At 73.2% G+C, this 22,116-nt stretch carries 19 protein-coding genes; 5 read left to right on the forward strand and 14 right to left on the reverse strand.

Annotated elements, in window-relative coordinates:
* Nucleotides 1–17: 17 nt before the first annotated feature.
* The 6 genes from AB0I21_RS23580 to AB0I21_RS23605 all read right to left on the reverse strand — a co-directional run bounded on the left by AB0I21_RS23580 (nt 18) and on the right by AB0I21_RS23605 (nt 6,787).
* Nucleotides 18–1,814, reverse strand: a complete 1,797-nt coding sequence (locus tag AB0I21_RS23580; protein ID WP_360564163.1) for a GMC oxidoreductase — start codon at nt 1,812–1,814, stop codon at nt 18–20.
* A 103-nt stretch (nt 1,815–1,917) separates the two neighbouring features.
* On the reverse strand, nt 1,918–2,565 hold the full coding sequence (locus tag AB0I21_RS23585) for a response regulator transcription factor (RefSeq protein WP_344499044.1): 648 nt from the start codon (nt 2,563–2,565) through the stop codon (nt 1,918–1,920).
* Entirely contained in the window at nt 2,562–4,496 is a 1,935-nt protein-coding gene (locus tag AB0I21_RS23590) for a sensor histidine kinase (RefSeq protein WP_360564165.1), read from the reverse strand. Before AB0I21_RS23590 ends, AB0I21_RS23585 begins: the two co-directional genes overlap by 4 nt.
* Before the next feature lie 12 nt (nt 4,497–4,508).
* Nucleotides 4,509–5,192: a hypothetical protein gene (locus AB0I21_RS23595; protein ID WP_360564167.1), complete on the reverse strand. Its 684-nt coding sequence runs from the start codon at nt 5,190–5,192 to the stop codon at nt 4,509–4,511.
* Between the two features lie 67 nt (nt 5,193–5,259).
* Complete coding sequence (locus AB0I21_RS23600; RefSeq protein WP_360564169.1) at nt 5,260–6,060, reverse strand: alpha/beta fold hydrolase; 801 nt, start codon at nt 6,058–6,060, stop codon at nt 5,260–5,262.
* Between the two features lie 40 nt (nt 6,061–6,100).
* The gene (locus tag AB0I21_RS23605; RefSeq protein WP_360564247.1) at nt 6,101–6,787 is read right to left on the reverse strand and encodes a hypothetical protein; all 687 of its coding nucleotides are present in this window, start codon (nt 6,785–6,787) and stop codon (nt 6,101–6,103) included.
* A gap of 147 nt (nt 6,788–6,934) precedes the next feature.
* Here AB0I21_RS23605 and AB0I21_RS23610 point away from each other — a divergent pair, with 147 nt between their 5' ends.
* Entirely contained in the window at nt 6,935–8,377 is a 1,443-nt protein-coding gene (locus AB0I21_RS23610; protein WP_360564171.1) for a fibronectin type III domain-containing protein, read from the forward strand.
* 323 nt (nt 8,378–8,700) lie between these two features.
* On the opposite strand, the gene AB0I21_RS23615 is transcribed toward AB0I21_RS23610, so the two are convergent.
* Nucleotides 8,701–9,414, reverse strand: coding sequence for a TetR/AcrR family transcriptional regulator (locus AB0I21_RS23615; RefSeq protein ID WP_360564173.1), 714 nt, complete (start codon nt 9,412–9,414; stop codon nt 8,701–8,703).
* A gap of 130 nt (nt 9,415–9,544) precedes the next feature.
* Between AB0I21_RS23615 and AB0I21_RS23620 the strand changes: the two genes are divergently transcribed.
* Together AB0I21_RS23620 and AB0I21_RS23625 are read left to right on the forward strand one after the other, a co-directional pair.
* Nucleotides 9,545–11,764, forward strand: a complete 2,220-nt coding sequence (locus AB0I21_RS23620; RefSeq protein WP_360564175.1) for an MMPL family transporter — start codon at nt 9,545–9,547, stop codon at nt 11,762–11,764.
* 89 nt (nt 11,765–11,853) lie between these two features.
* Nucleotides 11,854–12,441, forward strand: coding sequence for a hypothetical protein (locus tag AB0I21_RS23625; RefSeq protein WP_360564177.1), 588 nt, complete (start codon nt 11,854–11,856; stop codon nt 12,439–12,441).
* Between the two features lie 7 nt (nt 12,442–12,448).
* Here AB0I21_RS23625 and AB0I21_RS23630 read toward each other — a convergent pair whose 3' ends face one another.
* From AB0I21_RS23630 to AB0I21_RS23640, 3 genes are read right to left on the reverse strand one after another with little or no spacing between them, the layout of a single operon-like run.
* Nucleotides 12,449–13,306 (reverse strand): carbohydrate ABC transporter permease, encoded by an 858-nt coding sequence (locus tag AB0I21_RS23630; protein ID WP_360564179.1) that lies wholly within the window; start codon nt 13,304–13,306, stop codon nt 12,449–12,451.
* The gene (locus tag AB0I21_RS23635) at nt 13,303–14,256 is read right to left on the reverse strand and encodes a sugar ABC transporter permease (protein WP_360564181.1); all 954 of its coding nucleotides are present in this window, start codon (nt 14,254–14,256) and stop codon (nt 13,303–13,305) included. Before AB0I21_RS23635 ends, AB0I21_RS23630 begins: the two co-directional genes overlap by 4 nt.
* Nucleotides 14,253–15,560: an ABC transporter substrate-binding protein gene (locus AB0I21_RS23640; RefSeq protein ID WP_360564183.1), complete on the reverse strand. Its 1,308-nt coding sequence runs from the start codon at nt 15,558–15,560 to the stop codon at nt 14,253–14,255. Before AB0I21_RS23640 ends, AB0I21_RS23635 begins: the two co-directional genes overlap by 4 nt.
* Before the next feature lie 288 nt (nt 15,561–15,848).
* On the opposite strand from AB0I21_RS23640, the gene AB0I21_RS23645 reads away from it, so the two are divergent.
* Entirely contained in the window at nt 15,849–16,664 is an 816-nt protein-coding gene (locus tag AB0I21_RS23645) for a hypothetical protein (protein ID WP_360564185.1), read from the forward strand.
* On the opposite strand, the gene AB0I21_RS23650 is transcribed toward AB0I21_RS23645, so the two are convergent.
* The 4 genes from AB0I21_RS23650 to AB0I21_RS23665 form a co-directional block, all read right to left on the reverse strand.
* Nucleotides 16,645–17,706 (reverse strand): carbohydrate kinase family protein, encoded by a 1,062-nt coding sequence (locus tag AB0I21_RS23650; protein WP_360564187.1) that lies wholly within the window; start codon nt 17,704–17,706, stop codon nt 16,645–16,647. The genes AB0I21_RS23645 and AB0I21_RS23650 overlap by 20 nt on opposite strands.
* Before the next feature lie 8 nt (nt 17,707–17,714).
* Nucleotides 17,715–19,106 carry a condensation domain-containing protein gene (locus AB0I21_RS23655; protein ID WP_360564189.1) on the reverse strand — a complete coding sequence of 464 codons (1,392 nt, stop codon included), beginning with the start codon at nt 19,104–19,106 and terminating at the stop codon, nt 17,715–17,717.
* Nucleotides 19,107–19,179: 73 nt separating this feature from the next.
* Nucleotides 19,180–19,326 (reverse strand): hypothetical protein, encoded by a 147-nt coding sequence (locus AB0I21_RS23660; protein WP_360564191.1) that lies wholly within the window; start codon nt 19,324–19,326, stop codon nt 19,180–19,182.
* Between the two features lie 207 nt (nt 19,327–19,533).
* On the reverse strand, nt 19,534–20,541 hold the full coding sequence (locus tag AB0I21_RS23665) for a methyl-accepting chemotaxis protein (RefSeq protein WP_360564193.1): 1,008 nt from the start codon (nt 20,539–20,541) through the stop codon (nt 19,534–19,536).
* Nucleotides 20,542–20,634: 93 nt separating this feature from the next.
* Between AB0I21_RS23665 and AB0I21_RS23670 the strand changes: the two genes are divergently transcribed.
* On the forward strand, nt 20,635–22,089 hold the full coding sequence (locus tag AB0I21_RS23670) for a serine/threonine-protein kinase (protein WP_360564195.1): 1,455 nt from the start codon (nt 20,635–20,637) through the stop codon (nt 22,087–22,089).
* Nucleotides 22,090–22,116 lie beyond the last annotated feature (27 nt).

Raw genomic sequence — 22,116 nt, forward strand, 5'->3', positions numbered from 1 at the left:
GGTGCAGGATAGATGGTTCAGGACATGGTGTACGGCGTGTGCCGCTGTTCGAGGGAGCCGTAAGGGTCGCGGGAGCGGTTCTTCGCCGCGTCGGTGCGCAGGTCGGCGAGGTGCTGGGCGAGCGCGACCATCGTCATCGTCGGGTTCCACGACCCGCCGCGCGGCCACAGCGACCCGCCGGTGACGTAGACGTTGTCGACGCCGCGCGGGCGGTAGTCCAGGCCGACGGGGGCGTCGTCGTGCTCGCCGATCCACATCGTGGAGCCCTCATGGACCAGGGCGGGGACCCGGATCTGGTCGGTCGGCGGGCGGTGCGGCAGCCAGCGGCCGTGCCGGCCGTCGGGGTCGACGTGCCAGTACTCGACCCGCTCGGCGCCCTTCGGGGACAGGACCTCCTCCAGCATCGCGAACGTCGCCGTGTCCATGGTGTCCCAGGTGGCGCCGTCCCGGTCGTTCTGCACGACCTGCAGCAGCACGTTGGAGGTGGGGTCCTCGGCGTCGGGCCCGTCGGGGTGGCGGTGCAACCAGTTGTCGGGGTTGTCGGCGTCGAGCTCGCCGAGGACCGCGCACACGAAGACCACGTGGTCGGTCGACGTGCGCAGCTGCTCCGGGGTGGCGGTCGCGACGACGTCCGGCATGTGGCGGGCCGCGGTCTGCGCGTTGGCCTGCGGGTCGCGGTCGGCGAGGACGGTGAGCTGCACGTGGAACTGGCCGTGGCTGCCCTCGTCGAGGCCGGCGAGGTAGATGGCGCCGAGTTCCAGGTCGGCGATCTCGCCGTGGAACGGGTAGTCCTGGCGCGGCACCCGGGCGACGACGGCGCTGATGAAGTGCGCGGTGAACCGCTCTCCGGCGTGCCGCAGCTGCGGGAACGAGTTGAGCATCAACGTCGTCGGCGGCAGCGTGCCCATGGCGAGCACCACGTCGGCGTCGCCGACGGTGATCATGCCACGGCTGGTGTCGAGCGCGGTCGCCCGGCCGTCCTGTGACACGATCCGCCGCACGGTGCAGTCGGTGAGGATGTGCAGCGGGCTGCCGTGCCCCTCGACGGCGAGCCGGCGCTGCCGGTCGACGAGGCCGAGCAGCGGGCCGGGCGTGGCGAACTTGTCGAAGTCCAGGCCGTGCAGCTGCGGCGCGCCGACCGCCAGGGGAGCGGGCATGACCCGGGTCGCGGCCGGGATCCGGTGCAGGTCCTCGGCGAGGCGGGCGGTGAGCCGGTGCTGCAGCGCGCCGAAGACGGGGCGGAAGCCGGGCGGCGGGGCCGTCGGGCCGCTGTCGATGTCGCTGGCGGACACGACGTTGAGCAGCCGCTCCGCGGAGCGGAAGTATTCGTGTGCGACGTCGATGACCGGCCGTGGCCAGCCGGCCATCTCCGCCTCCGTCGGCCGTGGGCACCATGCGCTCCACATGATGGACCGGCCGCCGACGAACGGCACCATGCCGTGCTGCCAGCGGATGTGCTTGCCGTTGACGGTCCGCGACGAGAGCGTCCAGGGAAACGTCTCCGACAGCCCGCCGAGGGTCTGCTCGTACGGCAGCGGCAGGTTCTGGAAGTGTTCGGCGAGGAAGAACGTCCCGCGCTCCAGCATCAGGATCCTGGCCTCGGGGCGGCGCTGCAGGACCTGTTCGGCGAACGCCAGGCCGCAGTGCCCGGTGCCGATGACGATGTGGTCGAAGCGTTCCTGTGCGCGGATGCGTTCCCAGTCGCCGGCGCCGACGAAGAAGACGTTGTCCATCACGTCCTGGCCGGTCGGCCGCTGCGGGCCGGGGAACGGGTAGCCGTAGTTGGCGTTCGGGGTCGATGCTGCGGTGTGCATGGCTTCGATGACCTCCGTGATGGTGGGGTGAGGTCCAAACCAAGGGAGGGGGCCGGCACCAGCGAGCCTACCGGCGCCACCGGCCGCGGATCTTGGGAATCGATCAGCCCAGACCGGCCTCGCGGGCCAGGTCGATGGCCTGGGCGCGGTCCGCGACCTGCAGCTTCGCGAAGATGTTGGAGACGTGGTTGCGGACCGTCTTCTGGCTCAGCCCGAGCCGCTGCGCGATCTGCGGGTTCGTCAGGTGCTGCGCGACGAACGCGAGGATCTCGTGCTCGCGCGCGGTCAGCCCGGGGATGGCCGGGGTGGGCGGGTCCCGGTCGACGTTGGCGAAGTAGCCCATCAGCCGGGTCGCGATCGCCGGGCCGAAGATCGCCTCGCCGTCGGCGACCACCTTCACCGCGCGGATGATCTCCAACCGCCGGGCGCCCTTCAGCACGTACCCGCGAGCCCCGGCACGCAGCGCGGCGAACACCGAGTCGTCGTCGTCGGCCATGCTCAGCACCAGCACGCGCACGTGCGGGCTGGCCTCCAGGATGCGCTGGGTCGCGGCGATCCCGCCCATGCCGGGCATCGCGAGGTCGAGCAGCACGACGTCCGGCTGCGCGCGGGCGAGCGCGGTGAGGGCCTCCTCGCCGCTGGCCGCCTCGCCGCAGACCTCGACCTCGCCGGTGGTGGCGAGCAACGCCCGCAGCCCGGCCCGGAACTGCGCGTGGTCGTCAACGATCAGCACCCGTACGGACTCGCTCACGCAGTCTCTCCGATAGGCAGGGTGGCGGTGACGGTGGTGCCGTCGTCGGTGGCCGTCACGTCGAGGGTGCCGCCGAGCTCGTCGGCGCGTTCGCGCATCGAATGCATGCCCACCCCCGCCCCGCTGGTCGTGAACCGGCCGTCGTCGGTGACCGACAACCGCAGCCGGTCGCCGTCCACCCGCAACGCTAGCCGGACCGTGGTCGCGCCGGCGTGGCGGCGGGCGTTGCTGAGCGCCTCGACCGCGATCAGGTACGCCGCGACCTCCACCGCGGCGGGCAGCGCCGGCAGGTCGTCGGCGGCGTCCACGCCGGCCCGCGGCCCGCCGGGCGGCCAGCCGGCGAGGTGGCCGACGAGCGCGCCGCGCAGCCCGAGCGTGTCCAGGGCCGGCGGGCGCAGGCCCTCCACGAGCCGGCGCACGTCGGCCATGGCGGTCTCCGCGTCCCGGACGATCTCCTCCAGGAGTCGCTCCGCCGCGTCCGGGCCGACCGCGAGGGCGGTCTCCGCCCGCATCGTGAGCCCGGCGAGGGTGGGGCCGAGGCCGTCGTGCAGGTCGCGGCGCAGCCGGCGGCGCTCCTCCTCCCGCGCCTGGACGAGCTGTTCGCGGGAGCGCTGCAGGTCGGCGGCGAACCGGCCGGCCTGCACGGCCGGCCCGATGTGCCTGGCCACGTCCGCGAGCAGCCGCAGGTCGCGGGGGCCGAGCGCCGGCTCGCCGGGTCGCGGGCCGATGAGCAGCGTGCCGACGGTGACGCCACCGGCGACGAGCGGCAGCTCGACGGGCTCCGCCGGGCGGGTCCCGATCTCATAGGAGCGCCCTCCGTCGGCGTCGATGCGGATGTACGACAGCTGCAACGCCTCCCGGACCGTCGCGGTGCTCGTCGCCAGGACGGCCAGGGGGTCCTGGGTCTGCGCGAGCCGCTCACCGAGCCTGGCGAGCACCGTGTAGGGGTCGTCGCGTTCGCCGTACACCAGGAGATTCACCCGGCGCTGCACCCAGGTGCGGGCCGTGCCGAAGACCAGGGCGGCGGTGACCGCGGCCACCACGGACGAGGCGCCCAGGTAGCCGACGATGACGAGGTATGCGCAGCTGACGCCGCCGGTCAGCACGACGAACACGGCGGTGCGGCTGATCAGCAGGTCGATGTCGAAGAGCCGGTGCCGCAGCACGGCGACGCCGATCCCGGCGGGGACGAGCGCGAGGGAGACGCTGCCGGCGAGGTCCCACCACACGTTCCCGGCCGGCCAGATCTTGTCCCGGTGGCCGTCGGTGAGCCCGGCGGCGAGCCGGCCGACGACGACGAGCGCGACGAGGCCGATCGAGTACGCCAGCCAGCGGGCCTGCGCGCGCCTGGCGCCCGTCGCGGTGACGGCCTCGGCGACGACCCCGGCCGCGCCGGCGACGAACAGCAGGCCCGCCGCCGCGGTGAACACGGACTCGACGACCGGGGCGACGCCGCCGAACCCGGCCACACCCAACGGGTTGGGCAGGCCGTCGGGCCCGACCTGGTCGTTGTGCCCCGGCCGCAGCGCGCCGGTGACCGCCGCGGCGGCGGCGAGGGCGGTGACCGTCCACAGTGCCCGGCGCATCCACCGGCCGGGGCGGCCGTCGGGGAAGAACGCGGGCACCGCGGCCAGGGCGAGGTTCGCGGGCGCCCACAGCCAGGTCTGCGGCCACGCCGCCGCGGTCGCGCCCGGCAGGCCGCGGATCGCGTACTGGCCGAACGCCTCCAGGAACACGAAGCAGGCGGCGCCGAGCAGCAGCAGCCGGCCCAACGGGTTGGCCGGCCGCTGCCGCAGGACGAGGCCGCCGGCGACCGTACAGGCGGAGACGGCGAACAGGTGGCTGACGCCGGCGAGCGGGGCGCCGTTGGCCATCGCCAGCCACACCGCCGCGCCCGCGACGGCGAGGGTGGCCCAGGCTGCACGGTGCATCGCCTACCGACCTTAACGAGCTTTCCGGAGCCCGAACCCCAGGCCCGCGACGAGGACCCACAGCGCGCCGGGGAACAGCGACGCGTACTGCACCGGCAACGCCTGCGTCGCGGCCACGAGCAGCGCGAGGACGGCGCTGGCCCCCGCCAGCCACTTGCTGGCCGAGCCGTGCCGGAACCCGCCGAAGGCGACCGCGGCGGCGGCGATCCCGGCGCCCGCCCACAGCCAGCTGATCGTGTTGTAGACCTCGACCAGCGCGGCGATCGTGTCGGGGTCCCAGCGGTCGGGTTCGCCGAGCGCCCAGTACAGCTCGGTGCAGATGCCGCCGCCGATGAACGCGGCCACGGCGACGAGCCCCACCCCGGCGGCCGCGACCCCGGGCACGAGGCTGCCGGCGGGCTCCTGCACGGCGAGGTGCCGGCGCAGCCCGGCCGCGAACACGATCAGGCTCACGGCGGCGATCACGCTGCTCACCTGGTAGACCCAGACGAGGTCGCGGTGCGCGACGATCGCCGCGACGAGCTGTGCGTTGTCCTTGATGCCGTCGCCGACGTCGGCGGTCAGGTTCGCGCCGAGGAAGATGCCGACGGCGCCGGCGAGCCCGCCGATGGCGCCGGTGAGCGCCCAGCCCCGGCGGGGTGCGGTGTATGTCTGTACGGCCGCCGCGGAGCGGTCCGGCACGGTTGCGTTCGTCATGCCAGTGAGCGTGCCGGTCCCGTGTCCCGGGCCGCATGGGTCAGCTGATCCCACGCACCCGGGACAACTAGGGAGCCGCGTTGGCCTTCAGGAACTCGGTGACGGCCGCGGTGGCCTCGACGGTGCCGTCGGCGGTGACGGTGAGCAGCGACGTGCCGTGCAGCCGGCCCGGGACGAGGGCGATGCGGCGGCGCGGGTCGGTGGTCGCGCCGTACATCGTCTGCGCGTCGGCGGCGAACGAGGTCTCGCCGGTGGCGGCGACGTACAGGACGGGCACGGCGATCCGGGCGGCCGCGGCGGCGGCGTCCTCGCCCGCGTAGGTGGCGGGCGCCGACAGGCTCACCGCGGCGGTCACCGGCGGCTCGGCGGCGGCCGCCGCGACGAGGGAGGCGGTGCCGCCGCGGGACGCGCCGATGAGGACGACCTTCTCGACGCCGAGGGTTCGCGTGTACGCGACGGCCCGCAGGACGTCGGCGGACGGCTTGCTCCCGTCGCCGCGCTGGGAGCGGCCCTCGCCGGCGAAGTCGAGGGCGAGGACGCGGTAGCCCGCGGCGGCCTCCTGCCTGGCCCAGGACAGCCAGGAGCACGCGTCGGCGCTGGCCTGCGGCGCGAGGACGAGCACGGTCCTGCTCGTGGCCGCGCCGAGCAGCACGCCGGTCAGGAAGCCGCCGTTGCCCGGGAACGCGACCTGCTTGTCGTTGAGCTCGGGGTCGGCGCAGCGCCGGTCCGTCGGGCTCGGCGCGGCCTGCGGCGCGGACGCTCCCGTCGACGGTGCCGCAGGCGGTGCCCCGGCCGGTGCCGCGGCCGGGTCGCCGCCGCAGCCGGAGAGCAGGGCCACCGCCAGCAGTCCGAGTCCGATGCGTCTCATGCTGGTGTGGACCGCCGGGAGGCGGCGCGGGTTGCGGCCGCTACCGGATCGTGACCAGCCCCGGCTCCGCGGCGGCGACGACGATGAGCAGCGGCGTCTCGTCGTAGCCGCAGACCAGCCACGCGTGGCTCGCGTACGTCTGCTGGGTGTACGACGTGTCGTGCGGCATCTGCTGGTAGCGCACGCGCTTGCCGTCGAAGTCGAGCCAGTGGACGGTGACCGCGTCCTTGCGGGTGTTGACGAACGTGACCGCGGTGGCGGCGCCGGTGGTCCCGGACCTGAGCGTGCCCTCCTCGGTCACCGGCCGGGTCGCCAGCTCCGGCAGCGCCGGCGGCGTCGACGTCTCGGGCCGCTCCGGCAGCCGCGGCGGCACGGTCTCGCCCGTCGCCGCCGCGGTGGTCGCGGGTGCCGCGGTGGTCGCGGTGGTCGCGGTGGTCGCCGGGGGCGCGGCCACGGACGGGTCGTCGCCGTCGTCACTCGCGAGGCGGACCACGATGACGGCGGCGCCGACGAGGAGGACGAGGACGCCGAGGACCGCCGCGCCGACGACCCAGGGCAGGACGCCGCCGCCCCGGGGCGGGTTGCCCCGCTGCGGCAGGTGGTGCGGCGGCGGGTACGGATGCGGCTGCGCCTGCGGCGGTGACGGCGGTTGCGGCGGGGGTGTCCAGGGCTGCGGACCCGGTGGCGGGGACCAGGGTGCGGGCGTCCGCCGGTCATCGGGGGGCATGGTCACGGCGGCAGCGTATCGTCGCGCCGCCACCGCCCGGATCGGCCACAGCACCACCGGCGAATGTCGCCCGGACACGCCGAGTAGTCGCTACATTACCTTCGGTAGGCATTTGTCCAGAATGCTCCAGAGGGGACCGTTACCGTGGTGACCAGAGCCGTGCCGCGCCCCGCTCGCCGTGCCGTCCGTGCTTTCCGTGCCGCCCGGGCCGTTCAGGCCGCCCGCGCCGCCCGGGCCGGTCTCGCGCTGGCGGCCGTGGGCATCGTCGTCGTCGGCGCGACCGGGGGCACGGCGTTCGCTGGTCCCGGCCAGTTCAACCGTCCGAGCCCGGACGGCGGCACCGAGGTGCGCAGCCACGGCGTACACGCGACCGGCGGCGACCGGGAGGTCAACGACCGCAAGGCCGGCAAGCTTTCCGCCGCCCCGAACCCGAAGGCGCCCGCGAAGGCCGGCACCACCACCAAGGCCGCCCCGAAGCCGGCCACGAAGGTCAAGGCCAAGGCGAAGACCAAGCCTCGCAAGGCCGCGCACAAGCCGGCCGCGAAGCCGCCGCGCAAGGCCCCCGCGGGAGCCGCGTCCGCCCCCGGCGCCGCCGCCCTGTCGATCCCCGTGCAGCAGGTAGCCGCCGCCCCGACCGCGGTCACGGTCACCGCGCTGTCCCCCACGTCGCTGAAGGTCTCGTGGAAGGTCAACATCGGCGAGACCGGCATCGTGGACCACTTCGAGGCCACCGCGATCGAGGACGCCACCAAGGCCTGCCGCACCAGGACCAGCGCCGCGACGAGCTGCGTCGTGCCGGCGCTGACGCAGGGCGCGACGTACTCGTTCACGGTCCGCGCCATCGCCGTCCCGGACTCCGGTGCCCGCAGCTCGGTCCTGAGCGCCCTGTCCGCCCCGGCCACGGTCGGCGCCCCCGCGGCCGCCCAGACGACCCCCGCCAAGGCGCCGGCCACCGAACCCGCCCGCGACCCGCACCAGGCCGCCCCGGCCTCGACCGGCGCGGCCCACACGACCCCCGCCACCCGGCCCGCCGCACAGACCGCGACCGGCACGCCCCGGACCGCTTTCCACGGCGCGACCGGCACGACCCAGGCCGCCGCCCAGGGCACGGGCACGACCCAGGCCGCCGCTCAGGGCGCGGGCACGACCCAGACCGCCGCTCAGAGCGGGACCGGCACGACGCAGACCGCTGCCCAGGGGGCGACCGGCACGACGCGGGCCGCGAACGGTGCCGTGCCGGGCTCGAACGCCGCCGCCCGGACCCCGAACCGCGCCGCGCAGGACGCGAACCGTGCCGCGCAGCACCGGACCACGCAGGACTCGACGCGCCGGCTCCCCGGCACCGACAAGGGCCGCGACACCGCACAGGCCGGCACCGTGGCCCAGCACCACGGCGCCACCGACGGCTTCGGTGCCCTGCTCGGCCTGCCGAACGGTACAACGGACACCGCCGTCGTCACGGCCACCGCCGAAACCCGCGACGGCCAGCGGACCCGGCCCGGCGTCCTGGCCCTGCTGGGCCTCGGCGCCCTCGCCCTCGCCGGTCTCGTCACCGCCGCCGTCACCCGCGGCCGCCGCGTCACCGGCTGACCCTCCCGCCGCCGCGAGGGTCTCCTTGAGGAGCCGGACGGCCTCGTCGAGGCGGCCGCCCATCTGGTAGGCACTGGCGAGGCTCCGCCGGGTCCGCAGCAGCAGCAGGGTCGGCGGCGCCGAGGGTGGCGCGCCGTGCGCGTCGAGCAGCCGCCGGATCGCCGGCAGGTCACGGCCGGCGAAGACCGCGGCGAGGTTTGTGCACCGCCGCGCCCTCGCCGACCTGCCGCACCGGTAGCGTGCCCGCGTCGACGGTGATGTCCTGCTGGACGTTGTGATCGCCGATCTGGATGCGGGAGCCGCTGGCCTGCGTCGGCGGGTGTTCAGAGGGTCCTGGGGGCGGGGAGGCCGGCGGTCTCGGCGGTGAGGCGGGCGTGGCCGTCGAAGAGGGCGTCGCGGCCCTCCTCGGTGATCCAGTCGAAGTGGCCGTAGGCCTCCAGGGCGGCGAAGCCGTGCAGCGACGACCAGGCGTGCAGCATGGCCTGGAAGGTCTCCGCCGAGACCGGTACACCCGACTGCTGGTGCTTCTGCTCGGCGCACGCGGCGATGGCGGGGTGCACGTCGCGCAGCCGGGGGCGCCCGAGCACGCCCTGCGCCTGGGCTTCGAGGAAGAGCGACGACAGCTGTGACATCGCCCGCTGGGCGGCCTCGGTGGTGGGGCCGTCGACGGGGGCGGCGTAGCCGGGCAGGGGCATGCCGAGGATGAGGGCGAAGCGCTGCGGATCCTGCCGGGCCCACTGGCGGTACGAGCCGGCGACCGCCATGAACCGGCCGCCCACGTCGTCGGAGGGGACCGCGTCGCGGGCCTCGGCGACGCAGCGGCCGAGGTCGTCGTACGCGTCGGCGATGAGGGCGCTGAGCAGCTCGTCCCGGTCGGCGAAGTAGCGGTAGAGCGCCGGCGGCGTCATCTCCATGGCCCGGGCGATGTCGGCGAAGCGGATGTCGACGGTGCCCTGCTCCCGCATGTGGGTGAGGGCGGTGTGCTTGATCTCGTCGATGGTCGCCGCGCGCGCCTTCTCCCGCCTGGGTGTGTTCATGAGTGTCCTCCTGATGACCGTTCCGTTAATCATCGTTACAGAAGTGAAGGCGCTTGACAAGCGACGGGTCGTCATGTTGGTTAATAGGCATAACGCAACTGACGCCCATTCACTGCTGAAGGCAGGGATCATGACCGACCTCCCGAACCCAGCGCTCGGCCCGCTCGGGCGGCTCGCCCGGGTGGCGTACCGGCGGCGTGGCCGGACCGTCGTCGCGTGGGTCGTCGCGCTCGCCGCGGCGTTCGCGCTGTCCAACTTCTTCGGCGGCGACTTCGCCGCCGACTACTCCGCGCCCGGCTCCGACTCCAAGGCCGCGACGCGGCTGCTCGAGGAGCGCTTCACCAGCCAGTCCGGCGCGACCGTCGCGGTCGTCGTCCGGGTCGACAACGGCGTCGCCGGCGCGAAGGGCGACGTGCAGGCGCTCCTGGCGAAGCTGGCGGCCGCGCCGCACGTCGCCGGGGTCGCCGACCCGTTCGCCGCGCCCGGCGGGATCTCGCAGGACGGCCGGACCGCGGTCGCCGACCTGCGCCTCGACGTGGTCAACCCCGACGACATGCCGGTCGAGGACAGCCAGCGCCTGATGGACATCGCCACCGAGGCGAGCCACGCCGGGCTGACGGTCGCCCTCGGCGGGCAGAGCATCCAGCGCGCCGAGCAGGGCGAGATCGGCTCCGAGGGGATCGGCCTCGCCGCCGCCATCGTCATCCTGCTGCTGATGTTCGGCTCCGTGATCGCCGCCGGCCTGCCGGTCCTGGTCGCCGTCGCCGGGCTCGCCGTCAGCGCCACGCTGACCGGGGTCCTCATCCGCTTCGTCGACGCGCCCGACTGGTCCACGTCGCTGGCGACCATGATGGGCATCGGCATCGGCATCGACTACGTGCTGCTGATGGTCACCCGCTTCCGCGAGTGGCGCGCCGCCGGGCTCGAGCCGGAGGCGGCGACCGTCGCGACGCTCGACACCGCCGGCCGCTCCGTGATGGTCGCCGGCAGCACCGTCATCGTCAGCATGCTCGGCCTGTTCGCGATGGGCCTGTCGTTCATGCGCGGCGCCGCGCTCGTCACGATCCTCGGCGTCCTCGTCACGCTGGTCGCGAGCGTCACCCTGTTCCCGGCGCTGCTGGGGTACCTCGGCCGGCACGTCGACAAACTGCGCCTGCCGCTGCTGCGCCAGGGCGCCGTGACGGTCGCCGCCGGCGGGCACGTCGAGCCCGGCAAGGGCTGGCTGCGCTGGAGCGGGCTGATCCAGCGGCACCGCTTCGTCTCGGCGTTCCTCGGCGTGGCGATCCTGCTCGCGCTGGCCGCGCCGTTCCTCGGCGTCCGGTTCGGCTTCCCGGACGCGGGCAACAACCGCGCCGAGACCACCACCCGCCAGGCCTACGACATGGTCGCCGAGGGCTTCGGCCCGGGCGCCAACGGCCCGCTCGTGCTCGCCGTCGAGCTGACCCGCCCCGGCGACACCACGGCGCTCGACAAGCTCGCCGCCGCCCTCCCCGGCGTCAACGGGGTGGCCGCCGCGATGCCCGCGCAGGTCAACCAGGACGGCACCGCCGCGGTCATCACGGTGTTGCCGCGCACCGGCCCGCAGGACGCCCGCACCGAGGACCTCGTCGAGCGGCTCCGCGACATCCTGCCGCAGACGGTCGCCGGCACCGGCGCCGACGTCCACGTCGGCGGGATGACGGCCACCGCGATCGACAGCACCGCCAACATCGCCCGGCGGATCCCGCTGCTCATCGGCGGCGTGGTCCTGCTGTCGATGCTGCTGCTCCTGGTGTCGTTCCGCAGCGTCGCGGTGGCGCTGAAGGCGGCGGTGATGAACCTGCTGTCGGTCGCCGCCGCGTACGGTGTGGTCGCCCTCGTCCTGCAGGGCGGCTGGGCGGGCCGGCTGGTCGGTATCGACACCGAGACGCCGCTGCCGGCGTTCGTGCCGGTGCTGATGTTCGCCGTCCTGTTCGGCCTCTCGATGGACTACGAGGTCTTCCTCGTCAGCCGCATGCGCGAGGTCTGGACCCGCACCGGCGAGAACGCCCGCGCCGTCACCGACGGCCTCGCCGGCACCGCCCGCGTCATCACCGCCGCGGCCGCCATCATGATCGCGGTGTTCGCCGCCTTCATCCCCAGCCCCGACCTGGTCCTGAAGGTCATCGGCGTGGGCATGGCGTCCGCGATCCTCCTCGACGCGACGGTCGTCCGCCTCCTGCTCGTCCCGGCCGCGATGCACATCCTCGGCCGCGTCAACTGGTGGATGCCGGCCTGGCTGGGCCGCCTCCTGCCCGAGCTGCACGTCGAGGGTAAGGCCCAGGACCACCTGCCGGCCGAGCCCAAGGAGCTGGCCACGACCACCGCCTGACCGGCGCGGCGAAGGGCGGGCCCGACCTGTGGCCCGCTCTTCGCCGTTTCGTGATCAGGTGGGTCGATGCGTGCGGAAGGATCGCCGGCATGAGGGACGGGAAGATCTCGGGCTGGCGGTCGGACTTCGCGCGTGCGCGGGTGCAGCTGGACCGGCAACGGGAGCGGCTGCTCGGGCTGGTCGGCCGGCGGGTGACCGCCGGCTGGACCGGCTGGGACCCCGAGCGTGACCGGTGGTTCGAGGACATCCCGCTCGTGCTGGTCATCGACGATGGGACGCAGCTGGAGCTCGCCTGGCAGGCCTGGGACGGCCTGTCCGTGACCTGGGACACGATCGATCTCGCGGTCGGTCCCGAGGTCGTCGGGCGCCCGCACGAGTGGCGGCCGTCGGCGCCGGAGCCGCTCGCGGCGGTCGTCGGCCGGGTGGTGACGGAGATCGCGGTGACCGAGTCCCCGTGCTTCCGGGGTGGTGACGACGTGGATTTCAACGTCGACCCGTTGCCGTGGCACGCCTTCGCCGGCTGGGTGACGTCCGGCCTGTGGATCGTCACGGGCGGCGTCGGGCTGCACGTCTACAACGGGCCCGACGCGAACGGGCTCGAGACCGTCCCGTTCAAGCCGGGCTACGAGAGCGCGACCCGAGTGTCGCCCCTGGCGACCTTCGTCGGGGAGGGATGAGCGGCGCTCAGCCCTTGGTGGAGCCCAGGGACAGGCCGGCGATGAAGTGCTTCTGCAGGGCCACGTAGACGATGAGGGTCGGGATCGCGGCGATGAGGGCGGCCGCCGCGATCATGTTCTGGTTGGCGACGAACTGGCCCTGGAGGTTGGCCAGGGCGGAGGTCACCGGGCGTTTGTCGCCGGTGGAGATGAGGGTGATGGCCCAGAAGAAGTCGTTGTAGATCCAGGTGGTGAGCAGCGTGGCGAGGGCGGCGAGGGCGGGTCGGCACAGGGGGAGGGTGAGCCGCCAGAACCGGGTCCAGACGCTGGCGCCGTCGACGACTGCGGCCTCGTCGAGCTCGTGCGGCAGGGTCTTCATGTAGTTGCTGAGGACGAAGACGCAGAAGCCGAGCTGGAACGCGACGTTGATGGCGATGAGGCCGAGGTAGGAGTTGTACATGAGGCCGCTCTCGCTGAGCCAGTGGGGGAGCGGGATCGCCAGGTACAGGCGGAACAGGGGCGTGATGATGACCTGCTGCGGCAGCAGGTTGCCGGCGGTGAACAGGATGAGCAGGGCGATGTTCCAGCGCAGCCGCAGCCGGGCCACGACGTAGGCGAACGACGAGGCCAGCAACAGGGTCAGCACCACGGCCGGCACCGTGACGATCAGCGAGTTGAGGAAGAAGCGCCACATGTCGGACTGGTTCCACGCGGCGCGGAAGTTGGACAGCGTCAGTCCGGACGGCAGGGAGACGTAGCCGTGCGCGTTGGTGTCGGCGATCGGCCGCAGCGCCACGTACAGCGCGAACAGGATCGGCGTCAGCCACAGCGCGATCATCACGATCATGAACGCCTGGGACGCCACGCGCCACGGGCGGCGGGTCATGAGCGGGCCTCCTCGCGGCGGAACGCCTGGTACAGGAACAGCGTGATCGGCACGAGCGAGATGACGAGCAGGATGACGCCGAGGGTGGAGCCGAAGCCGATGCGTTGGGTCTCGCCGACGATGTTCTGGGTGACGGCGACGGACAGCAGTTCGAGGCCTTTGAGTGGGTTGCCGCCGGAGGTGATGTACACGAGGTCGAAGGCGCGCAGCGACTCGATGACGGTGACGACCATGACGACGATGTTGATGGGGCGCATGGCGGGGAAGACGACGCGCCAGAACGTCTGCCAGGCCGACGCGCCGTCGACGAGCGCGGCCTCGCGTAGGGCTGGGTCGACGGCTTTCAGGCCGGCGAGGTAGAGGATCATGACGTAGCCGGCCTGTCGCCAGCTGGCCTCGACGAGCAGTGCCCAGAGGTTGAGTGACGGGTCGCCGAGCCAGTCGATGAGGTTGTCGTCGCCGGTACGGTGCAGCAGCGAGTTCACCAGGCCGAAGTTGGGTGAGTAGATGAGCTCCCAGATGATGCCGATGAGGGCGAGGGAGAGCATCACGGGCAGGAAGAGGATGCTCTGGTAGATGCGGGAGCCGCGGATGCCGCGGTCGATGACGACGGCGAACAGCATGCCGAGTGGGGTGGCGAAGCATGCGAAGACGAGCAGCCAGATGATGTTGTGCCGCACGGCGGGCCAGAAGTCGGGGTACGTGGTGAACGCCTGCTCGTAGTTGCGGACACCGTACAGGCAACCGGGCTGCGGGATGCCCGGCGCCGACGGCAGCGAGTCGCAGGACTGCAACCGCACCCCGCCGACACCGGTCCACTTCGTGAACGACAGCCCGACCGACGCCAGGGCCGGCCCCCAGATGAGGAACGCCTCCAGCAGCAGCGGGATGCCGAGCATGACCGCGACGACCGCGACGTCGCGGCGGGTGAGCAGGCGGCGGCGCTTCACTTGGTGAAGATCGTCTTGGCCTGGTCCTCGGCGCTCTTCAGGATGGAGGTGACCGTCCCCGGGCTCGGGTCGTCGATGAACGTCTGGATCAGCTTGATCATCGCGGCGGCCATGTCGGGGACCGTGTCGCGGTCCATGAACTGCGACACGTTCTTGCACTTGGCGATCTCCGCGACGGACTTCTTCTGGATCTCGTTGTAGGTCGGCGCGACGAGACCGTTGGCGAGCCCGACGTCCCAGTGGTCGTTCTGCAGGAAGCTGGTCTCCGCTTCGGGGGTGCCGATGTACTGCAGGACGACCTTCGCGGCGGCCGAGTTCTTGCCCTTCTTCGGCAGGATGAAGCCGTCGGTCGGGGCGTCCATGTAGTACTGGCCGTGCTCGGGGTTGATCGCCGGGTAGGGGAAGAAGTCCAGGTCGGCGAGGTTCGCGGGGGCGTAGTTCGCGGCGACCTGGTTGGAGCCCTGAAACATCATCCCGGCCTGCTTGTTCTCCAGGGTCTTGGCCGCGTCCTGCCAGGTGCGGCCGTTGGCGCCGTTCTGCACGTACGGCATGAGCTGCCGCCACTGGTCGAACACCGCCGCGACCTTCGGATCGGTCCAGGGCACCTCGTGCTTCATCAGCCGCATGTGGAAGTCGTAGCCGTTGATGCGCAGGTTGAGGATGTCGAACGTGCCCAGCGCCGGCCAGCCGTCCTTCTCCGCGAACGCGATCGGCACGAGGCCGTCGGTCTTCATCTTCTGGCACAGCGCGATGAACGCGTCCCAGGTCGTGGGGACCTGGTAGCCCTTCGCGGCGAAGACGCTCTTGTTGTAGAAGACGACCCACGGGTAGTTGTACAGCGGCACGAGGTAGTAGTGCCCGTCGATGCCTTTCGACAGGCTGCGGGCGGCGTCGTTGAACGTGCCGCCGATCTTCTCCCACACGTCGTCGATCGGGGTGAGCAGGCCCTGCGCGGCGAAGAACTGCAGCCGGTAGCCGGCGAACCAGGTGGCCAGGGAGTCCGGCGTGCCCTGCAGGTAGCTGCTGATGTTGTTCTGGAACGTGTTGTGGTCGGTGGTGTTGACCGTGATCGGCACCTTCGTCGCCGACGTCGCGGCCGCGCACAGCGCCGCGAACGCCTGCTTGGTGGCGTCGTCGGAGTAGTTGGACCCGAACGTGATCGGGTCGGTGGGGGCGCCGGAGTCGGGCGCCTTGCCGTCGTCGTCATCGCCGCAGGCGGCGAGGAACGTGGGCGCTCCGAGGAGCGCGGACGCGGCGGCGAGGCCTTTGAGTGCGGAGCGGCGGGACAACCGGGCGTCTGTCATGTTCGCCTCCGGGCGGATTCGGCGAAAAGGCAACAGGTTCCAACGCGGATGCTCATAAGCCATCACAGCAAAGCCGGTCGATGTGACAGTTGTCAAGCATTGATCGCCATCGTGATCTTCCAGGTGGTGTTCACCTCAGGTTCACAGGAAGTCGGGGTGGCTTCTCCGAACCGGCTCCGAGGTTCGCCTTGCCGAGGACCCGGTCGTCACGGGTTGAGTACGTGTACCTGCCGGCACGTGAGTAGCGGCACGGTGCCGTGCAGGAGCGACAGGCGGAACAGTGTCGGCATGAGCTCCTATCGTGGTGCCAGCATGGCCAGGTGGTGGGCGACGGTCGTGGTCGGTGCCGCGGCCGCGCTGCTGTTCGCCTGGCTCGGCAAGGTCGCCGGCGTGTCCCTGCGGACCCTGCTGACCGTCGGCGCCGGGCTCGCCGCGCTCATGTGGACGGTCGTGCTCGTCACCTGGCCCTGGAACCTGTACTTCGACGCCCGGCACGTCACCGCCGAGCACGAGGTCTCCCGCGCCCGGGGCATCGCCGTCCCGCCGGCCCGCGACGGCGAGGCGCGGCGGATCGCGCGGTGGATGCTGCGCTTCGCGATCGGCGGGCACCTCGCCACCGCCGCCGTCACCGCGGTCTTCGCGGCCGTGTCCGGCGAGCTGACCGGCTACTACCTCGCCGGGTTCTACCTGCTGTCCACGCTCGTGCGGCCGGCCGCCGCGTACTTCGGCCACCTCCGCGACCGGATCACGTCGCTGCGCCGGGAGAGCACCCACCCCCGCGACGACGTCGTCACGCTCAACGCCGACGTGGAGGCGCTCAAGGAGGCCGTGGAGCGGGTGCAGCGGGAGCTCGACGAGGCCCGGACGGCCACCGCCGACGACCTGGCCGGGCTGCGCAAGCAGGCGGGCGCCGACCTGACCCGCCTGGAGGACGCGCAGGCCGCCGACCGGGCCGCCGCCCGCGACCGCGACGAGGCGCTCAAGGCCCGCATCGACCAGATGGCCCGCCGCGTCGAGGGCACCCTCGACGGCATCAGCGACCACCAGGAGCTGCTGACCGGCATCCGCGCCCTGGTGCGGATGATCAGGACGGATCCGGTGTAGCGCCGTCCTGCCACGCGCGGAAGACGGCCGGCAGCCCCGGGTGGCCGGCGTCGGCCAGGTGCACCAGCTTGTGCCTGGTCATCGCCATCCCGAGCCGGACGCCGTCGTGCAGGCCGGCGCCGCCGGCCAGCGCCGCGACGAGCCCGGCGGCGTAGACGTCCCCGGCGCCGGTCGCGTCGACGACCCGCTCCACCGGCACCGGGTGCTGCGGGTGGAAGCGGGCCCGCAGCAGCGGCCCCGACCGCGTGAACGTCGTGACGCCGGCGGGGCGCTTGACATGCACGAAGCGCCCGGGCCGGCCGACCCGCAGGATCCGGTCGGCGGCCCACGTGTCGTCGCCGGTCGTGCCGAGGGCCTGCAGCTCCCGCTCGTTGAGCAGGACGTGGTCGGCCAGGGTGGCGAGCGCGGTGACCGGCGCCGACCCGCTCGCCGCCCACACGTGCCCCGGGTCGAACGACAGCACCGTCTCCGGGCTGCGCTCCCGCACCGCGGCGAGCACGGCGGCGAGCACCACCGGCGTCAGCTGGTCCAGGAACGACGTCACGTGCACGATCCTGGCCGCCGACAGGTACTCCACGACCGCCTCGAACTCGACCTCCAGGTGCGCGGCCATGCGGTCGTTGGCGCCGGGGTGGACCAGCAGCGTCCGCTCACCGTCCTCGACCAGCGACAGGCACACGCCGCTGAGCTCGCGCGGCTCCTCGCGCAGCATCCCCGTGTCGACGCCGAGCGCGCGCAGCCGCTCCGCGAGCGGGGCGCCCGGCACCGGCAGCTGGCCGGCGACGCCGACGTAGCCGAGCCGGAGCCCGGCATCGATGTGCGCCAGCGCGTTGATCGTGTTGTACGCGGACCCGCCGACGGCGACCCGGACCGCCGCGCCCTGCACCGTGCGCATGGCGGCGTCGACCGTCGCCGCGCCGACCCTGCCCTCCGCGCCCCAGGCGACGGAGCCACGCAGCAGCGCCTTCGCGGCGGGTGACACCGGGGCGATCGAGTCGAGGTTGAGGGCCCCGACCCCGACGACGTCGAACCTGAACCCCACCTGACTCCTCAGCCGGCCACAGTCTGATGCTCCCCGACCATGACCCTGACCCCGGTCGGCGACGCGGCGTCGAACGCCGCCTCCACGGTAACCCGCTCCATCTCCGCGGCGAGCGCCTGGATGTCGGCGGGGGACAGCCGGTGCGTGTCGGCGCAGATCGAGACGTCCACCGCGCCGGGCGCGGCGTCGACGCTGATGTTGAGCTCGGCGTCCAGCACGTCGACCTTCCGGTTCCACCAGCTCGTCGACAGCGGCACCGCGTCGGCCAGCTGACCCGGGGTGGCGAGGTCGTCCGCGGGCGGCGGCGCGCCGTCGCGGGTGCGGCGGTCGTTCACGATGATCGAGAAGTCGACGTCGCCGCGGTCCGCGCGGACCCGCTCCAGCATCGCCGTCAACGCGAGCGGGTCGAAGTGGCCGTGCATGTACGCGTTCGTCGCCGCCGTCCACGCCCGCCCGACCACCTCGTCGAACGTCGCGCCGGCCACGTCGACCGCGCAGATGCTCAGCTGGGCGAGCTGGCTCACCGAGTCGGCGCAGCCGGGACGGAAGCGGTTGCTCACCACCAGCTGCGCGACGCTCGGGTTACGGCCCGTGAGCCTGGCCAGGGCGACGGCATAGGCGGCGAGGACCACGTAGCCGACTCCGGCGCCGGTGCGGTGCGCGACCAGCTGCATCGCCAGGTGCATCGCCGGCGAGCGGTGGGTGAGCTCCCAGTACCGCGGCTCCCGCGGGTCGTCGGAGACGCCGAACCGCCGCGCCGGGATCGCCCGCAGGATCTGCTCCCAGTGCCGCAGCGACTTGTCGCTCTGCCGCCGCCCGGACGCCGTCGCCTGCTTCGCCGCCATCTCCAGCGGCGTCAGCCCGGGCAGCGGCGCCGCCGTCGTGCCGGTCGCCGGGTCGAGGTGCGCCATGTCCCGCACGATCGCGTCGATGCCGAAGCCGTCCACGGCGACGTGGCAGTACAGCACGACGACGTGCGTCACCGAACCGTCGCGGCACACGACGCCCATCCGCACGGGCCACTCGGCCTCGTAGTCGAACGGCGCCACCTCGTACCGCAGCCGCAACGCCTCGGCGACGGCCTCCGGCTCCTCGTCGGTGCCGACGACGTCGACGACGTCCAGGGGCACCTCGCCGGACTCCGACACGACCTGCCGGACCGGGTCGCCGAACCGCAGCTTGGTCCGCAGCGCCTGGTGACGGCTCACCAGATAGCGCAGCAGGGTCTGCATGGACTCCACCGGCGTCCCCGGCGGCATCGCCACGGTCCCGCCGATGTTCATGCTCAGCCCGGTGTCCCGCATGGTCTGCCAGATCCCCAGCTGCGCCCAGGTCAGGTCGGCCTCCCCGGCCCCCTCACCGTGAAACGGCACGAGGATGCGACGTGTGCTACTGCCCATTCGCCATTTCCCTTTCTCGGACCGCCCAGGGAAATTCTCTGCACGCATCCGAAGAAGTCAATGGCCCGGGTGGTCAGGGGGTGATGGAGGCCCGGCGGGCGGCACGCGAGCGGCGCACGCCCAGGACGCCGACCACGATCAGGAGGACGCCGAACACGCCGACACCCGCGACGATCATCGTCAGGTCGTGCAGCGTCAGGTTGGACATGAACGAGGACATGGCGCCAAGTGTGCCAGTTCGCCGGCCGCCGCGATGCCCCGGACGATCATGCGGAGCGAGCGCCGGCCGGCCCGCGGCCACCCGGGCCGGCCGTCTCGCTTCCGGTGAGCTTGTGCGATCGCATGCTTCGCTTCCGGTAACACCAGTCTCAGTGGAACCGCCCGGCACGGGGCACGAACCGCCGCAGCACCACCCGATCGATGATTTTTAGGGCACCTTGAGAGCGGCCACCGTGCTCGTCAGGCCGGCGGTGAGCCGGTCGAGCTCCGCGGCGAGCTCCTTCGCGCGCAGCACGGCCGCGTGCGCCTCCCTGCGCTTGCCGGCGACGACGGTCATCGTGTCGGCGATCTCGGCTGCGCCGCCGGCGGCCCGGCCGATGCCGCCCGACATGCCCGCGGTGGTGCTGCTCTGCTGCTCGACCGCGCGGGCGATCGTCGTCTGGAAGCCGCTGACCCGGCCGATGACGTCGGTGATCCGGCCGATCGCCTGCACGGCGCCGGTGGTGTCGGCCTGCAGCGCGGCGATGCGGCGGGTGATGTCCTCGGTCGCGGTGGCCGTCTCCTGCGCCAGGTCCTTGACCTCGCTGGCGACGACGGCGAAGCCCTTGCCCATGGCGCCCGCGCGGGCCGACTCGATCGTGGCGTTCAGCGCGAGCAGGTTCGTCTGCTCCGCGATCGACGTGATGACCTTGATCACGGCGCCGATCTCCGACGAGGAGTCGCCGAGCCGGGTCATCGTCCTGCCGGTGGCGTCGGTGACCCGGACGGCGTCGGCGGCCACGGTCGCGGCCTCGCCGCTGCTGCGGGAGATCTCGCCGATGCTGGCGTCCAGCTGCCGCGCGCCGTCCGCGACGCCGGTGACCTGGGTGTGCACGTGCTGCGCCGCCTCCAGGACGCGCTGCGACGCGGCGACGGACTGCTCGGCCGAGGTGAGCATCTCCTCGACGATCCCGCCGAGCTGCCGGCCGGCGGCGCCGAGCGCGGCGGCCGACGCGGCGACGTCGCGGACCGTGCCGGCGACCCGGTCGAGCGTGCCGTTCACGGCGGCGGCCAGCGGCGAGGCGCCGTCCGGCACGCGCCCGGTGAGGTCGCCGGCGGCGGCCCGGCGCAGCACCCGCACCGCCTCGTCCCCGCCGCCCGCACCGCGGCGGCCGGCGAGGAAGCCGACCGCGACGCCGGCCAGGACGCCGCCCAACACGATCAGAAACGTGGACATGATGCCCTCCCGGTCTTCCCATCGGCCGGGAACGTGAGGAAACCAGAGGTTCCGGTGATGGACTTCCCGCATCGATGAGGCAGGATGGCCCCGATGGGCGAGCTGCTGCTGGGGGGTCGCTATCACCTCGAGGAGCTGCTCGGCTCGGGCGGCATGTCGGTGGTGTGGCGGGCCCGTGACGAGGTCCTGCACCGCGCGGTCGCGGTCAAGGTGCTGCACCTGAACGACGACCGGCAGGACGGCCGGATCCGGGCGGAGGCGCGCGCCGCCGCCGCGCTGTCGCACCCCAACCTCGCCCAGGTGCACGACTTCGGCGAGGACGGCTTCCCGTTCCTGGTCATGGAGCTGGTCGAGGGCCGGACCCTCCAGCAGCACATGGACGACGGCCCGATGCCGCCGGCGGAGGTGTTCCGGATCTGCGCGGGCGTCGCCGCCGGGCTCGCCGCCGCGCACGAGGCCGGGCTCGTCCACCAGGACGTCAAGCCGGCGAACATCATGGTCACCCCCGACAATGCCGGCCAACTGGCGAAGCTCGTCGACTTCGGCCTCGCCACGCCCGCCGGCTCGCGGCTGCCCGACGACGTCCTCGGCACACCCGCGTACCTGGCCCCGGAGCGGCTGTCCGGCCAGGTCGCGCCGCCGTCGGACGTCTACGCGCTCGGGGTGCTGCTCTACCGGCTCCTGTCCGGGGAGCTGCCGTGGACGGCGGAGACGACCACCCAGCTGATCCGCGACCACGTCTTCACGCCGCCGCTGCCGCTGCCGCCGCTGCCCGGGGTGCCCGACGCCGTCGCCAGGCTGTGCATGGCGAGCCTGGCGAAGGATCCGGCCGGCCGCCCCTCCGCTTCCGCCGCCGCCGGTGTACTGGCAGCGGCGGCCGCCACCGGGACGACGCCGACCGGCGCGGTGGCCGTCCCGACACCGGCCTCCTCCTCCGGCGATGCCGGGCCCGACCGCGGGGGGCGGGGGCGCCGGTTCGCCCTCGCCGCCCTCGTCCTGCTCGTCGCCGCCGCGTTCCCGTGGATCCTGGCCGCGCTGGACGGCGCCGGACGGCACGACACCGCCGGCGCGGCCACCAGCGGGCCCGCGCACCCCGATGCTCAGCGCGGCACGCTGCCGGGTGGCGCCGGGCCGGGCGGCGCCGCGTCGACCGGCGCGACCGGTTCGCAGGGCGCTGGGCCGGGCCTGCCCCCGCAGCCGTGGGGCGGCACGCTCGCCACCACGCCGGCTGGGCCCGCCACACCCACGACGCCCACGGCGCCCACCGAGGGCACGACGCCGCCGCGCACCGCCGGGCCGACGCCGCAAGGGACGGCACCGGTCGCGTTCACCACCGAGGCCGCCACCGTCCAGGCCGCGTGCGCCGGCGCCGGGCGGGTCCGGATCGTGACCGTGACGGTGACCAAGCCGTACAAGACGGAGACCCGCCAGGACGGTCCGGCCGCGACCGCGTTCGTCGAGCTCCGCCACGGCAACGACCTCGTCCGGATGACGCTCACCTGCCCGTCCGGCGAACCGGTCATGAATGTGACGCGTAGCACCCGCTGATTCGCGCTGCGTGTATTTCTCCCTATG

The sequence above is a fragment of the Dactylosporangium sp. NPDC050588 genome (assembly GCF_040654975.1).
Taxonomy (GTDB): domain Bacteria; phylum Actinomycetota; class Actinomycetes; order Mycobacteriales; family Micromonosporaceae; genus Dactylosporangium; species Dactylosporangium maewongense.

Bases quoted from the DNA above. Each gene is read 5' to 3' on its own strand.
- AB0I21_RS23580 (WP_360564163.1), bottom strand. From the start codon at position 1,814: ATGCACACCGCAGCATCGACCCCGAACGCCAACTACGGCTACCCGTTC.
- AB0I21_RS23590 (WP_360564165.1), bottom strand. From the start codon at position 4,496: ATGCACCGTGCAGCCTGGGCCACCCTCGCCGTCGCGGGCGCGGCGGTG.
- AB0I21_RS23595 (WP_360564167.1), bottom strand. From the start codon at position 5,192: ATGACGAACGCAACCGTGCCGGACCGCTCCGCGGCGGCCGTACAGACA.
- AB0I21_RS23600 (WP_360564169.1), bottom strand. From the start codon at position 6,060: ATGAGACGCATCGGACTCGGACTGCTGGCGGTGGCCCTGCTCTCCGGC.
- AB0I21_RS23605 (WP_360564247.1), bottom strand. From the start codon at position 6,787: ATGCCCCCCGATGACCGGCGGACGCCCGCACCCTGGTCCCCGCCACCG.
- AB0I21_RS23615 (WP_360564173.1), bottom strand. From the start codon at position 9,414: ATGAACACACCCAGGCGGGAGAAGGCGCGCGCGGCGACCATCGACGAG.
- AB0I21_RS23620 (WP_360564175.1), top strand. From the start codon at position 9,545: ATGACCGACCTCCCGAACCCAGCGCTCGGCCCGCTCGGGCGGCTCGCC.
- AB0I21_RS23625 (WP_360564177.1), top strand. From the start codon at position 11,854: ATGAGGGACGGGAAGATCTCGGGCTGGCGGTCGGACTTCGCGCGTGCG.
- AB0I21_RS23630 (WP_360564179.1), bottom strand. From the start codon at position 13,306: ATGACCCGCCGCCCGTGGCGCGTGGCGTCCCAGGCGTTCATGATCGTG.
- AB0I21_RS23640 (WP_360564183.1), bottom strand. From the start codon at position 15,560: ATGACAGACGCCCGGTTGTCCCGCCGCTCCGCACTCAAAGGCCTCGCC.
- AB0I21_RS23645 (WP_360564185.1), top strand. From the start codon at position 15,849: ATGAGCTCCTATCGTGGTGCCAGCATGGCCAGGTGGTGGGCGACGGTC.
- AB0I21_RS23655 (WP_360564189.1), bottom strand. From the start codon at position 19,106: ATGGGCAGTAGCACACGTCGCATCCTCGTGCCGTTTCACGGTGAGGGG.
- AB0I21_RS23660 (WP_360564191.1), bottom strand. From the start codon at position 19,326: ATGTCCTCGTTCATGTCCAACCTGACGCTGCACGACCTGACGATGATC.
- AB0I21_RS23665 (WP_360564193.1), bottom strand. From the start codon at position 20,541: ATGTCCACGTTTCTGATCGTGTTGGGCGGCGTCCTGGCCGGCGTCGCG.
- AB0I21_RS23670 (WP_360564195.1), top strand. From the start codon at position 20,635: ATGGGCGAGCTGCTGCTGGGGGGTCGCTATCACCTCGAGGAGCTGCTC.